This is a genomic window from Sphingobium sp. EM0848 (assembly GCF_013375555.1).
GTDB lineage: Bacteria > Pseudomonadota > Alphaproteobacteria > Sphingomonadales > Sphingomonadaceae > Sphingobium.
This window is the reverse complement of sequence record NZ_JABXWB010000001.1, coordinates 3,009,828-3,021,984: the sequence shown is the minus strand read 5'-3', so window position 1 is coordinate 3,021,984 and position 12,157 is coordinate 3,009,828. Positions and strand designations below refer to the sequence as shown.

Genomic DNA, 12,157 nt, shown 5'->3' with positions numbered 1-12,157 from the left:
GCTTACGGCACAGGAATCTCCGAGCGCGACAATTCGGCGCGCATCTTACCGACCACGGAATCGATGAAAGCTGAAACCGCTAATGGCAGGTGCGCTCGGTTGGGATAGACGACGCTCATGCTGAGACCACGGCGCATATATTGGGGCAATACCGGCGCCAGACGGCCGTCCCTCAAATCGCTCGTTTCCAGCATCGGAGCCAAGGCGATGCCGAGACCCGCGATTGCCGCTTTGCGGATCGCTTGCGCGGTGTTGACCGTCACCCGGCCGGTGACTGTCACCTCCTCCTCCACGCCATCAGGCCGTTGGAGGCGCCAGGTCGCATATTCCCGGGACTGAGGCACGAACAGACAGTCATGGCGGGTCAGGTCCTGCAACGTGACCGGCGTCCCGTGCGCGTCGAGATAGGAGGGGCTGGCGACCAGCCCGATCGATCGGCTCAGGATCTTGCGCACGACATAGTTCGGGTTAGGCGTTTGGGCGCCTCGGAAGGCGACATCGATGCCCTCTTCGATGAGGTTGGCCGCGGCGTCGCTCAAGACAAAGTCAATGCGCACTTGCGGATGGGCCGCCAGGAATTCCGCCACCCATTCCATCCGGTAGAAGTCGAAAAAGTCTGCGGGCATCGCCACACGGATCAACCCTCTGGGGACTCGCGCGCCAGCGATCAGGTCTTCCCCCGCTTGTTGCAATCCATCCACAGCCGCGGCGCTGTTCCCGTATAGCTCATGCCCGGCATCGGTGAGATTCAGCTTCCGGGTCGATCGCTGCATGAGCCGGGCGCCGAGCTGCTCTTCCAGTTCCTGAATGCGCCGACTGACCGTATTGGCTGGAATCCCCAGACGGCGACCGGCCTCGGCGAAACTGCCGAAGCGAACGACCTGCACGAACAGGCCGATGTCGTTCAGATCAAGCATGGCGACCGTTCCTTCAGAAAATGGGGGAGTTAAATCCAATATCCCCATCTAATCAATCAAAGCGCCCACAACCACCTTCCGGGACAAGGAATTGCCTCTGTCCTCGCTGGTTCGCTCACACGGACCCGCGCACGACAACCAGAAAGGTCGCCATCTTGGCTAATCACACCGACTTATCCCAGCCCGATCGCGGTTTTGCCGCCTTCGTCGCGATGATGGCTGCGCTCATGATGCTGGGGGCTCTCGGTCTTGACGGCATGTTGCCCGGTCTCCCGACCATTGCGCGCGATCTCGACATAAGCTCGCCCAATGGCAGCCAGATGGTGGTGGCGTTCTACGGCCTGAGCATCGGGCTGGGAACGATCGTCTACGGGCCGCTGATGGATCGCTACGGCCGCAGGCCGTTTCTGCTCGCCGGCCTCGCGGGATTCGCTCTATCGAGCGCCCTCGCGGCGGCCGCGACGAGCCTGACCATGCTGCTTGCGGCCCGCATTCTTCAGGGTGTGACGATCGCCTCGGCCCGGGTCGGCGCGATCTCGGTGATCCGGGACCGTTATCATGGTCCAAGGATGGCTCAGGTCATGTCCATCGCCATGCTGGTTTTCATGGCGAGCCCGATCTTCGCCCCGGCACTGGGCCAGTCGGTGCTGGCCTTTGTGTCCTGGCGCTGGCTGTTCGGCATGTTGTCGCTCCTGGCACTCTTGCTGGCGATCTGGATAGGCGTGGACCTTCCGGAATCGCTGCATCCGCAAGATCAGCGGGCCATCAGCGCCAGGGAGCTTCTGGCGGCCTTCGGCGCGACGATCCGCAACCGGCAAGGCATGGGCTACACGCTTGCGGGCGCGCTGACGTTCGCCGCCCTGTTCGCGTTCATCACGTCAGCCTCACAGTTGATCAACGATACGTTCGACGCTGGCGGGCACTTCGCTCTCATATTCGGCGCGATCTCGCTATTCACCGCCGTCGCGTCCTTGCTGAATGCGCGCTGGGTTCTGCGGCTGGGCACAAGGCCGCTGAGTGCGGGCGCCTTGGCGGTATCGATCGTGACCGCGGCCATCCACCTGGCGATTGCGCTGAGCGGTCACGAGACGCTGATGAGCTTCCTCGTGCTGGAGGGCCTGTGGATGTTCTGCTTTGGCCTGATGGCGGGCAATTTCGGAGCTCTGGCGATGGAGCCCATGGGCCACATCGCCGGCTCTGCCGCCTCGACCCAGGGCTTCATTACCATGGTGGTGGGCGCCTTCATCGGCTTCGTCATCGGGCAGGCGTTCGACGGGACAGCGGTTCCGCTCACGGCGGGCACTCTGGCCTGCGGCTTCGCCACGCTGGCCGTCACAGCCTTTGCCGAACGCGGCCGACTTTTCCGGTCGGGCCAAGGCGCCGACACCGACCGGGCTGAACAGCTACTGCAAGGAGATTTGTCGTGAGCCAGAAACTTACAGTTGTCGTTACCGGCGCGACCGGCCAGCAAGGCGGCACCGTGGTGAAGAACCTGCTCGCACGCGGCCACGAGGTCCGCGCCGTCATCCGCAATCCTGACTCCGCAAAAGCCAGGGAACTCGCAAGCGCCGGCGTCCTGCTCGTGCGCGCCGCGATGGAAGACACAGCCGTGCTGACCAAGGCGCTCGAAGGTGCGACCTCCCTCTTCGCGATGACGACGCCATTCGAAGGCGGCCCGCAGGTGGAGACCCGACAGGGCATCTCCGCCGCGGACGCGGCCAAGGCCGCCGGCGTCCATCTCGTCTTCAACTCGGTCGGCTCGGCGAACCGGCAGACGGGCGTCCCGCATTTCGACAGCAAATATGAGGTTGAAAAGCACATCGCCAGCATTGGTGTGCGAGCCACGGTGTTGGCGCCGGTCTACTTCATGGAGAACCTCCATTTCGGCAGGGAGCAGCTTGCAAAGGGCATCTACGCGACACCACTCCCCCCAACGCGGCGGCTCGCGCAGGTCGCGGTCGCGGATATCGGCACAGTCGCCGTTCGGCTCCTCGAAAACCCAGGCCGCTTCGCCGGCAAACGCTTCGACCTCGGGGGCGACGAGCTGACGGGCGACGATGTCGCCGCCACCCTGTCACGCATCACCGGCCGTCCATTCAACTATTTCCAGGTGCCGATGGATGTCATCCGCCAACGCATGGGTGAAGATGCCGTCAGCATGTATGAGTGGTTCGACCGTGTCGGCTACACTTTCGATCGCGCGGCGCTCCGTCGTGAATTCCCCGACGTCACCTTCCATGACTTCGAGTCCTGGTCGAAGGCGCAGGACTGGGACGCGCTCCTCCAGGGCGCATAGGACGCGACGCGCCCGATGCATTCATCAACCTCTGCACGAAAGGTGACATTGATGAGCCGAATTCCTACTCACACCCTCGCGGATGCGCCCGCTGCTTCGCAGCCGCTCCTGCAAAAGATCGTCGAGGCCACGCCGGGGGGACGACCGGCCAACCTCCATGCCCAGATGGCGCATTCTCCGGCAGTGCTGACGGCGTACACGTCACTACGCGCGGCGCTGACCAAACATGCCAGCTTCGACCCGAAGGTGGGAGCGGCACTGACTCTCGCGGCCGCGTCCGGGGTCGGCAACGACTATATGATCCGGATCGCCAGCCGGATCGCCGGGATGAATGGCTGGACCGAACAACAGATCGCAGCCTTAGCGACGGACTCCCCGACAACCGACGCAAAGACCGATGCGCTGGCCAGCTTGGTCAGGGAAGCGGCCACCAATGCGGGGAACGTGTCCGACGCTGCCTGGGAAACAGCTCGGCAAGCTGGCTGGAGTGTCGGGCAACTCGCCGATGCGTTTGCCTACCTTGGCGCAACGATATTCACCGCCACCTTCCTTAACTTCGCGCAAACTGACCCGGATCTCTGAGTTCATCCTATGATCGGCCGACTTCCATGCCGACTGCGCGCGGCTGAGAATCTGCCGATCACACGCAGACTCCTGTTCTTGCCCCGGAATCGAAAAGAGATTGGAAGGCACGATCCGGAGTGCCGGTCGTCGTCCGCTGTTTCACTGAATTCCAGGGCAAGGACGTCAGTCTTTCAGTGATCGACGAGATCGCTCACCCCGATATGCTGCTGCAATATTCGCTGCATGGCCTCGGGCGTCATTCCCACATGCAAGATTGCGAAAGCCTGGGCACCGCACTGAGGCAGCGGAAGCCATCGCCTAGCTTCCCCGGCGGCAAAATGCCGGGTCACGGACCGGAACGGCGGCGGCGGCTTTCCCCTCGCCGCCGCCGCAACCGGGTCAGGGCAGTTCGTCGAAAAACAGGTAGACGGCCACGATCTTGCCGTCCCGGGCGACGATGAAATCCGTTCCTGCATAGGCTGGGGCCTGGCCGGGTACGCCAGACACCCATCGCACGCGTCCGCCGTCGCCCGTCACCTCCGGCTCGGCGAGCGGCTGATATTCAAAATCGGGATGAGTGGCCTTGATGACTCCTGCGATCCGATCGATTTCCTCGCGCCCGCGATACACACCGTTAGGTTCGTAGAACACGGCATCTTCATCGAATATCTCGTCGACCGCAGCGCGCCGGCGCACGGGATCGTTTTCACCGAACACATCGCTCAGATTGCGCAGTAACAGGGTCGAAATGGTCTCGGTCATGATGTTTCTCCGGTTGGGATTGCGTAGGACGACATTCCCCTTGGAACGCGCATCGCGGTTCAGGCCATGAACCGCGAGCCGGCCGTCGGCAGCTTTACGCCGGGGATGATTTATGCCTGCTGGACTGGCGATGAAATCGGCATAAGATAGGCAATTACGTTCGAGGAAATCGATATGATATCCGAGCCGGGCACACCCACGCTGGACCAGTTGAAAGTGCTGCTGACCGTGGTGGATGTCGGCAGCTTCGCAGGCGCGGCGCGCAGGCTCAATCGCGCGACATCCGTTATCAGCTATTCAATCGCCAATCTGGAGGCGCAGCTGGGCCTGACATTGTTCGACCGCGAAACCACCCGCAAACCGCAGCTGACCGAGGCGGGCCGCATGGTGCTGGCCGAAGCCAGAGCCGTCACCAATGGCATCGACAATCTGCGCGCGAAGTCGAAGGGCATGCTGCAGGGGCTGGAGTCGGAACTCCACATCGTGCTCGACACGCTGCTTCCCGAGCACCGGGTCGTCGATGCGCTGACCAGCTTTCGTGAGCGGTTTCCGACCGTGACCTTGCGCCTTTATGTCGAATCGCTCGGAGGGGTGACGAAACTGATCCTCGACCGCGTGGCGACGATCGGCATCGCGGGCCCACTGGTCCAGGTCGATGGCGTCGAGCGGATCGGCGTCGGCAGCGTCCGCCTGGTGCCCGTGGCCGCGCCCAACCATCCGCTTGCGCTCGCCGGGCGCAATACCCCCGGCGCGGGACGCGCGCATGTCCAGTTGGTTCTCACCGATCGCTCGCCCCTGACCCAGGGCCGCGACATGGCGGTGATCGGGACCAGCACCTGGCGGCTCGCCGACCTCAGCTCCAAGCATATGCTGCTCAAAGCCGGTATCGGCTGGGGGAACATGCCGCTTCCCATGGTCGAGGAGGATCTGGCAAGCGGCAGGCTGGTGGTGCTCGACATGCCCGACAATATCAGTGGCGAATATGGGATGGACGCCATCTATCGGACCGACACTCCGCCCGGACCGGCTGGCGCATGGCTGATCGAGCGCTTTCGCCGGCAGGCTGAAACACCCGCAAACAGCTTATCGAAATAATCGAACCTAACGGTCGATTTTAATCGTCTTTTCGATCATGAGGGACGTGGCAATTCCTTCCCACCGCGGCGCTCCATTCGGGCCCGCTGCATCAGGAAGGAAAAGCCCATGTCCCAGTCCGCTACCCTGTCGGCCCCCGCTTCGGTTACCGTGAACGGCCCGGCCGCTCTGCAATCCGCCGTGCCGCTGGCCGGCCGCATTCTCCTGGCCCCCTTGTTCCTGCTTTCGGGCCTTTCCAAGATCGCTGCCCCGGCCGTGACGATCGGGATGATCGCCGGCTCGGGCCTGCCCTTTGCGACCCTTGGCTTCGCGCTCGCGGTGCTGGTGGAAGTGGGCGGCGGCACCGCCCTCCTTGCGGGCTATCGCACACGCCTGGTCGCTGCGGTCATGGCGCTGTTCACGCTGGCGACGGCGCTCGCGTTCCACGCCAACTTCGCTGACCAGAACCAGTTCATCCACTTCTTCAAGAATCTCGCGATCGCAGGGGGGCTGCTTCAGCTCGTCGCCTATGGCGCCGGCCGCCTGAGCCTCGACGCGCGTCGCCGCTAAGGCTTTGTGAGAGGGAGCCGACCTTGGCGGCTCCCCCTACCACCCGTTCATTCATCCAAGAAGCTTACAGCCGCTAGTGTGGTGGATTTGAAATACGCCTCATTATAGCGGCCAGGTGGGGAGCGTATTTCAAATCCATAAACCACACTGGAAACATATATTTGCTAGTGACCCTGATGAATCTGAAGTTCGCTCAGCGCCTGCCCAATAGTGTGACGAACTTCAGATTCGGGTCACTAGTGCCGGAAGCCCGCACGCGGCTGATCCACTGCCCGCCGCTCCGTGTCGAACCTCGCCCGCGCCTCCTGCAATTCCGCCAGATTATCCTTGGTCCACTGGCAGATCACCTTCGCCGCCGAGAGGAAAGTGCGGCCGAGATCGGTGAGCGCATATTCCACATGCGGCGGCGCGGTCGGCAGCACGTTGCGGTCGACCATGCCGTGGCGTTCCAGCCCGCGTAGCGTCTGCGACAGCATCTTCTGGCTGATCGGCATCGCGCGGCGACGCAATTCGGAGAAACGCAGTGCCCCGTCGCCCAGCGTATAGACCAACAGCAGCGTCCATTTGTCGCCGACCAGGTCCATGATCTCCAAGGACAGCGCGGGATAATTATCCTGTATCATCGAATCGCCCCCATAGTTCCCAAAAAGTTACCTTCACTCCAAAAGGTGCCTGATTGCCATCGGTTCGTGCGTAGCATAATCATCATAAAAATACGAACCATTCCATCAGGAGAGCCACTTTGATCGACTTTGCGGGGAAAATAGCCCTCGTCACGGGCGGCGGCGCCGGCATCGGCCGCGCGACATGCGAGACTTTCGCGAAAGCGGGCGCCACTGTCGTCACCATCGAGAAAGACGCGAACCGCGCTGCCGACGTACGCGCGGCGCTGGGTGACCAGCATCTCGTCGTCGACGGTGACGTAACGGTTCAGTCGGACGTGGACGCACTGGCCAAGACAATCGAGCAGCGATTTGGCGGGCTGGACGTGCTGGTCAACAATGTCGGCGACTTCCTGATGATCGTGAAGCGCTTCGAACATCACACTGACGAAGATATTGAGCGGCTCTACGCCACCAACATGCGCCAGCTTTTCTCGGTGACGCGAGCGATGATCCCGCTGATCCGCAAGCGCGGGGCCGGCGGCAGCATCATCAGCGTATCCTCGATCGAGGGCTATCGCGGCATCCCGTTCAACTCAGTCTATTCGACGTTCAAGACCGGGATCATTGGCTTCACCAAGAGCCTTGCCCTCGACCTCGCGCCCGAGGGCATCCGCGTCAACCTGATCGCGCCCGAGACAACCGACACACCGCAGGTCGCGATCAGCCAGTATATCAAGCCGGAATATAAGGACTCGATCAAGCAGTGGATCCCGCTCGGCCGTTTCGGCACGCCGGAGGACATGGCGGGTGGCATCCTGTTCCTGGCGAGTCCGCTGGCCTCGTGGATGACGGGCGTGGCGCTCAACATCGACGGCGGCGCGCTGGCGGCGTCGGGCTGGTATCGCACCGCCGAGGGCAAGTGGACGAACGTGCCAGTAATTCCCACCGACGGCCTGATTTTTTGATTTCACTTCAAATTCCGGAGACAAGTCCATGAAGATTATCGTCGTCGGCGGTGCCGGCATGATCGGCGGCCACGCCGCACTCCACCTCAAGTCCAAAGGCCACGACGTCAGCATCGCCGGACGCACGCCGCCGGCCGCGGGCACGCCGCTGGGCGACCTGCCCTTCCTCCAGATTGATTATATCAACAACACTTCCTTCCCCGCGGGTTTCGACGCGCTTGTGTTCTGCGCCGGCCAAGACGTCCGTCACATCCCCGAGGGCGAGGACAGCGAAACCTATTGGAAGAAGGTCAATTCGGTCGCGGTGCCGCGCTTCTTCCAACTCGCCAAGGACGCGGGCGTGAAGGTGGCAATCAACGTCGGCAGCTTCTACCCGCAGGCGGCACCGCACCTCGTCGCCGGCAATCGCTATGTGGAATCCCGCAAGGATTCGGACGACGGCGTCCGCGCGCTCAACGGCCCCGGCTTCAAGGCGATCAGCGTCAACGCCCCCTTCGTGCTGGGCGCGGTGCCGGGGTTGGTCGTGCCGATGTTCGCCGCCTACACCCAATATGCCGAGGGCAAGTTCGCGCCGATGCCCGACTTCGCGCCGGGGGGCGGCGTCAACTTCATCTCCACCCAGTCGCTGGCCGAGGCGGTCGAGGGCGCGATCGAGCGCGGCGAAGGCGGCAAAGCCTATCTGGTCGGCGACGAGAACCTCTCCTACCAACAATATTTCGGCATGTTCTTCGAAGCGGCCGGGCGGCCGGTGCCGCCGGTGCTCGACCAGGAGCATCCCATGATGCCCGACGCGGCGATTTTCGCGGGCCGCGGCAACAACCTGTTCTATGAGCCGGACGCAAGCGAAACTGCTCTGCTCGGATATCGGCGCAACGATGTTCGCCGGATGGTGAATGAGATTGTTGCACAATATCGCTCTGCCTAGGCTCATCTGAGGGCGCCCCTGACGAGGCTTCTCACGCGTCGTCAGGGGCCGCCATCTGTCCGGCCTCCAGACATTACCCCCAACTCGTCTCCGACGGACGCATTCCAAGATGAATGAGGAACCCTGAAGCGCGGGGACCGCAGGAGACGCCGCACTAAGTGCGGAGATGGGGATGGCGGCGATCCTGCAACCAAAGCCTCGCCGCGAGACCAAGGGCGAGCAGCCCCAGTCCGCACAGCGCGTAAGCACTGATGCACAGAAAGCCGATCCAGTTGATCGCGATATGCCCGAAGTTCCGGAGCAGCAGCAGTGCGACGCTGCCCGCATAGCCGCTCGCATCGGCAAGGTAGATCAGGAAGGCGGCATTGCCGAGCGTGCCTGCCGCCGCCATGAACCGGTCGAACAGCAGGCCGTTGAACGGGGTGTAAGCGAGATAGAGGCCTGCGCCGAGCAGGATCATCCACGGCACCGCGCCCAGCCAGCCGAGCTGAAAGCCCAGCGTGCAGAGGCCGACGAGAAGCAGGCCGCCCGCGATCAGCGCGAAGTTCCACAGCAAGGCCCGGCGATTGTCGCGCACGCGGATCAGCAGGCCGAGCGCGGTCAGCACCAGCACGGCCACGGGCAGCTCGGACCAGGTGAAGATGCTCGCCTCGCCCGCATAGCCAAGTTCGTGCCAGATTTCAGCGGCGAAATTGTCGCGGAAATCGCGGAAGGCGGTCAGCAGCACATAGATGCCGATGAGCAGCGCAAGCATCGGCGCATGCGCGCGCAGGAAGGCCATGCGGGCCGCCGCTCCCATCGGCACGCGCCGGACGCGGGCCGCCTCATCCTCGGCGGTGGGCGGGGGAAGCTGTGCGAGCGCCCAGACGGACAGAAGCAGCACCGGCGCCGCCGCCAGCCCGGTCGCCGCAGGCATCCAATGCTCATTGGCGAGGCCAGCGAGCATCAGCGCGCTGCCCACCGACTTCACCGCGCCCGAAGCGAGGATGAAACTGGCGCACAGCATCGCGCCCAGCACTTCCGAAACCCGCCGCCCTTCGAGGAAGCCGAACACCAGCCCCCAGATCATGCCAAGGCACAGCCCGTTGGCGAACAGCGCGACCAGCCCGACGAGCGGCGGCGCCAGCGCGAAGCCGATCAGCGCCAGTTCGGACAGCCCGGTCAGCAGCATTATGCCGGTTGCGCGATGTTCGGCGCGGAACTCGGAGATCAGCTTGATCCCGATGAACTTGGACAGCGCGTAGCCAATGATCTGCGCGATCACGAGCGCGACCTTGTAATCCAGCGCGAAGCCCCAACCCGCGACATGCGCATATTCGGCCACGGCGAACGGCTTGCGATAGGCGTACATCGCCGAATAGGCGAGGAAGGCCGCGCTGCCGCCATAGAGCGCGAACAGCGCTGGCGGCGCGCCGCGCAGCCACCGGCGCACCGCACTCTCGCGGGCGGCCGGTGCCGGTTCGGCCAGGGGCATGGTCATGCTCACCGGCCGGGACGTTCGCCAGTCGCTATCCGCGCGGCGATGGTCTCCACCACCGGCCAGAGATCGGCGACACTGTCGATCACATAATCGGCACCGGCAGCGCGCAGGGCGTCGGCGGATGCCAGGACGAGCCGGTCGCGTTCCGCCGCATCCAGTTTGCGCAACGCGCAATAGTCGAAGCCGACGCCATTGCCCGAGGCGGCGACGCCTATGGTCCAGCTGCCAGCCTCACGCCCCTCGGCGATGCCGACCGGCGCGTCATCGACCTTGATGCAGGCGGCGGACGGCCAGACGCCGAGTTCGACCAGCGCCTTCCACATCATGAGGGGCGAAGGCCGTCCTTCCGCGGTTTCGCCGGCGCAGACCACGAATTCCGGAGCATAGCCCTGTTCGGCGGCAAGGGGCAGGATGTCGGCCATCATCGCGCGGGTATAGCCCGTCGATGACGCTATTCTGACACCCGCATCCTTGAGCCGCTGGACCGTCTCGGCCGCGCCGGGGACCAGCCCGGCGCAGTCGGCCGCGGCGGCCCGCATCAGCGGCTCGACCGCATCGTGGAGACGATCGACGTCCGCCTCGCTGGCCGCCGCGCCGTGCCGCGCCCGCCAGGCGTCCGCGATGCGCGGCATGGCGAGCAGCGCGCGGATATGGTCGCGCTTGGCCCGGCCCATATCGGCCCGCGCCTCCGCCTCGCTGATGTCGACACCGGCATCGGCGAACAGGCGCTGGAGCGCCATGACGGGGGCGCGGCAGCCGAAATCGATCATCGTGCCCGCCCAGTCGAATATCACGGCCTTGACCGGAAAACTCATGCCTCTTCTCCCATTGCGATACCCAGAATCCTGCCCATCACTTCCTCGGCCAGCCCGAAGCCGGTCGAGGCGCCGGTGCCGCTGGTCACGGTGACCAGCGTCACGCCCCGCAGCGGTTCGGCGATCAGGCTGTGACCGGGGCCGGAGGCGTAAGTGCCGGTCCACCGCTCGATCACCGCCGGGGGCGTATGGCCGAAGACCTGCCCGAACTCGTCGAGGATCAGCCGGTCGACTTCCTCCAGCGAAAAGGGATCGGGCGTCGCGGCATAATGATGGCTGTCGCCGACCACCAGGCTGCCGTCGGCGCTCTGCGTGACGATCAGATGGACGCCGTGCGCGAGATGAGCGGCCTGCTCGGCCTCCAGCCGCACGCGCAGCGCGGCGGCTTCGGGCAATGCCGAATAGCCGAGATATCGCACCATGCCGAGATCGGACATAACCGCTGCGGGCAGCCGGTAGCCGGGGTTCGCCAGCCGCAGCATCTGGAGCTTGCAGCGGGTTACACCGGCATCGGCATGGGCGCGGGGGAAAAGCCCGGTCAGATCGTCCCCCGTGCAGACGAGGATCGCGTCGGCGCGGATCGTGCCCGCACTGGTCGCCAGCAATCCGGTCTCGACGCCATACACCGCCGTCTGGCGCAGGAAGGTGACGCCCATCGCTTCTGCCAGCCAGCGGGCGAGCGCGGGGATGGCGGTTCGCGATTCAACGCGCAGGTCGATGTCGCTGACCAGCGCGCCCTCGATCGCCGTCGCCTGCGGCGCGAAATCCCGCCGCACCGCCCCGGCATCGATCCAGCGGCATCCTTCGCCCATGTCGGTCGCCAGAAATGCCTCGGCAACCGCCCGCGCTTCCGGGCGGCGCGCGACCAGCACAAGGCCGCGCTGCTCGATCACGATTCCGGCTGGCCCGGCAATCTCTGCCCATATGTCGCGCGAGCGGCGGGCGCGGCGCCAGACCTGGCCCGCCTCCTGCCCGGTCACGGTGACGAAGCCGAAATTGCGGACCGAAGCGCCATTGGCCTGCGCATCACGGTCGATCACCACCACGCGCTTGCCGTGACGGGCAGCGGCCAGCGCATGGGCAAGACCCACGATGCCAGCGCCGATCACGGCGATATCGAAACTCATGTCATTCACTGTTCAGATCCTGGGAAAAAAGGCCGGCCGCGCGGGAAGGGGGAACCC

Annotated in this window: 13 protein-coding genes; 7 read left to right on the top strand and 6 right to left on the bottom strand. The window is 64.3% G+C overall.

What is annotated here, in order from left to right:
* Positions 1 to 2: 2 nt before the first annotated feature.
* The gene (locus HUK73_RS14710) at positions 3 to 917 is read right to left on the bottom strand and encodes a LysR family transcriptional regulator (RefSeq protein WP_176592565.1); all 915 of its coding nucleotides are present in this window, start codon (positions 915 to 917) and stop codon (positions 3 to 5) included.
* Positions 918 to 937: 20 nt separating this feature from the next.
* Between HUK73_RS14710 and HUK73_RS14705 the strand changes: the two genes are divergently transcribed.
* Genes HUK73_RS14705 through HUK73_RS14695 form a run of 3 tightly spaced genes read left to right on the top strand, consistent with a single transcriptional unit; the run spans position 938 to position 3,795 of the window.
* The gene (locus tag HUK73_RS14705) at positions 938 to 2,344 is read left to right on the top strand and encodes a multidrug effflux MFS transporter (RefSeq protein ID WP_255326291.1); all 1,407 of its coding nucleotides are present in this window, start codon (positions 938 to 940) and stop codon (positions 2,342 to 2,344) included.
* On the top strand, positions 2,341 to 3,213 hold the full coding sequence (locus tag HUK73_RS14700) for an NmrA/HSCARG family protein (protein WP_176592563.1): 873 nt from the start codon (positions 2,341 to 2,343) through the stop codon (positions 3,211 to 3,213). Before HUK73_RS14705 ends, HUK73_RS14700 begins: the two co-directional genes overlap by 4 nt.
* Before the next feature lie 51 nt (positions 3,214 to 3,264).
* The gene (locus HUK73_RS14695; RefSeq protein WP_176592562.1) at positions 3,265 to 3,795 is read left to right on the top strand and encodes a hypothetical protein; all 531 of its coding nucleotides are present in this window, start codon (positions 3,265 to 3,267) and stop codon (positions 3,793 to 3,795) included.
* Positions 3,796 to 4,176: 381 nt separating this feature from the next.
* On the opposite strand, the gene HUK73_RS14690 is transcribed toward HUK73_RS14695, so the two are convergent.
* Positions 4,177 to 4,539, bottom strand: a complete 363-nt coding sequence (locus HUK73_RS14690; RefSeq protein ID WP_176592561.1) for a nuclear transport factor 2 family protein — start codon at positions 4,537 to 4,539, stop codon at positions 4,177 to 4,179.
* Positions 4,540 to 4,716: 177 nt separating this feature from the next.
* Between HUK73_RS14690 and HUK73_RS14685 the strand changes: the two genes are divergently transcribed.
* Both HUK73_RS14685 and HUK73_RS14680 read left to right on the top strand, forming a co-directional pair.
* Positions 4,717 to 5,634 (top strand): LysR family transcriptional regulator, encoded by a 918-nt coding sequence (locus HUK73_RS14685; protein ID WP_369805526.1) that lies wholly within the window; start codon positions 4,717 to 4,719, stop codon positions 5,632 to 5,634.
* Positions 5,635 to 5,742: 108 nt separating this feature from the next.
* Positions 5,743 to 6,183, top strand: coding sequence for a DoxX family protein (locus tag HUK73_RS14680; RefSeq protein WP_176592559.1), 441 nt, complete (start codon positions 5,743 to 5,745; stop codon positions 6,181 to 6,183).
* 236 nt (positions 6,184 to 6,419) lie between these two features.
* Here HUK73_RS14680 and HUK73_RS14675 read toward each other — a convergent pair whose 3' ends face one another.
* Positions 6,420 to 6,806, bottom strand: a complete 387-nt coding sequence (locus tag HUK73_RS14675) for a helix-turn-helix domain-containing protein (protein WP_176592558.1) — start codon at positions 6,804 to 6,806, stop codon at positions 6,420 to 6,422.
* A gap of 119 nt (positions 6,807 to 6,925) precedes the next feature.
* On the opposite strand from HUK73_RS14675, the gene HUK73_RS14670 reads away from it, so the two are divergent.
* Together HUK73_RS14670 and HUK73_RS14665 are read left to right on the top strand one after the other, a co-directional pair.
* Positions 6,926 to 7,753: an SDR family NAD(P)-dependent oxidoreductase gene (locus tag HUK73_RS14670; RefSeq protein ID WP_176592557.1), complete on the top strand. Its 828-nt coding sequence runs from the start codon at positions 6,926 to 6,928 to the stop codon at positions 7,751 to 7,753.
* Positions 7,754 to 7,781: 28 nt separating this feature from the next.
* Positions 7,782 to 8,678, top strand: a complete 897-nt coding sequence (locus HUK73_RS14665) for an NAD(P)-dependent oxidoreductase (protein WP_176592556.1) — start codon at positions 7,782 to 7,784, stop codon at positions 8,676 to 8,678.
* 154 nt (positions 8,679 to 8,832) lie between these two features.
* Here HUK73_RS14665 and HUK73_RS14660 read toward each other — a convergent pair whose 3' ends face one another.
* From HUK73_RS14660 to HUK73_RS14650, 3 genes are read right to left on the bottom strand one after another with little or no spacing between them, the layout of a single operon-like run.
* Positions 8,833 to 10,158 carry a DUF5690 family protein gene (locus HUK73_RS14660; RefSeq protein ID WP_176592555.1) on the bottom strand — a complete coding sequence of 442 codons (1,326 nt, stop codon included), beginning with the start codon at positions 10,156 to 10,158 and terminating at the stop codon, positions 8,833 to 8,835.
* A 2-nt stretch (positions 10,159 to 10,160) separates the two neighbouring features.
* Positions 10,161 to 10,973: a phosphonoacetaldehyde hydrolase gene (phnX, locus tag HUK73_RS14655; RefSeq protein ID WP_176592554.1), complete on the bottom strand. Its 813-nt coding sequence runs from the start codon at positions 10,971 to 10,973 to the stop codon at positions 10,161 to 10,163.
* A complete protein-coding gene (locus tag HUK73_RS14650) occupies positions 10,970 to 12,100 on the bottom strand; it encodes a TIGR03364 family FAD-dependent oxidoreductase (RefSeq protein ID WP_218036612.1) in 1,131 nt (376 codons plus the stop codon). Before HUK73_RS14650 ends, phnX begins: the two co-directional genes overlap by 4 nt.
* Between the last annotated feature and the right edge of the window lie 57 nt (positions 12,101 to 12,157).

What these genes read in the sequence shown, in the direction of transcription:
- HUK73_RS14710 (WP_176592565.1), bottom strand. Translation starts at nt 917, where the DNA reads ATGCTTGATCTGAACGACATCGGCCTGTTCGTGCAGGTCGTTCGCTTC.
- HUK73_RS14705 (WP_255326291.1), top strand. Translation starts at nt 938, where the DNA reads ATGGGGGAGTTAAATCCAATATCCCCATCTAATCAATCAAAGCGCCCA.
- HUK73_RS14695 (WP_176592562.1), top strand. Translation starts at nt 3,265, where the DNA reads ATGAGCCGAATTCCTACTCACACCCTCGCGGATGCGCCCGCTGCTTCG.
- HUK73_RS14690 (WP_176592561.1), bottom strand. Translation starts at nt 4,539, where the DNA reads ATGACCGAGACCATTTCGACCCTGTTACTGCGCAATCTGAGCGATGTG.
- HUK73_RS14680 (WP_176592559.1), top strand. Translation starts at nt 5,743, where the DNA reads ATGTCCCAGTCCGCTACCCTGTCGGCCCCCGCTTCGGTTACCGTGAAC.
- HUK73_RS14675 (WP_176592558.1), bottom strand. Translation starts at nt 6,806, where the DNA reads ATGATACAGGATAATTATCCCGCGCTGTCCTTGGAGATCATGGACCTG.
- HUK73_RS14665 (WP_176592556.1), top strand. Translation starts at nt 7,782, where the DNA reads ATGAAGATTATCGTCGTCGGCGGTGCCGGCATGATCGGCGGCCACGCC.
- HUK73_RS14660 (WP_176592555.1), bottom strand. Translation starts at nt 10,158, where the DNA reads ATGACCATGCCCCTGGCCGAACCGGCACCGGCCGCCCGCGAGAGTGCG.
- phnX (WP_176592554.1), bottom strand. Translation starts at nt 10,973, where the DNA reads ATGAGTTTTCCGGTCAAGGCCGTGATATTCGACTGGGCGGGCACGATG.
- HUK73_RS14650 (WP_218036612.1), bottom strand. Translation starts at nt 12,100, where the DNA reads ATGAGTTTCGATATCGCCGTGATCGGCGCTGGCATCGTGGGTCTTGCC.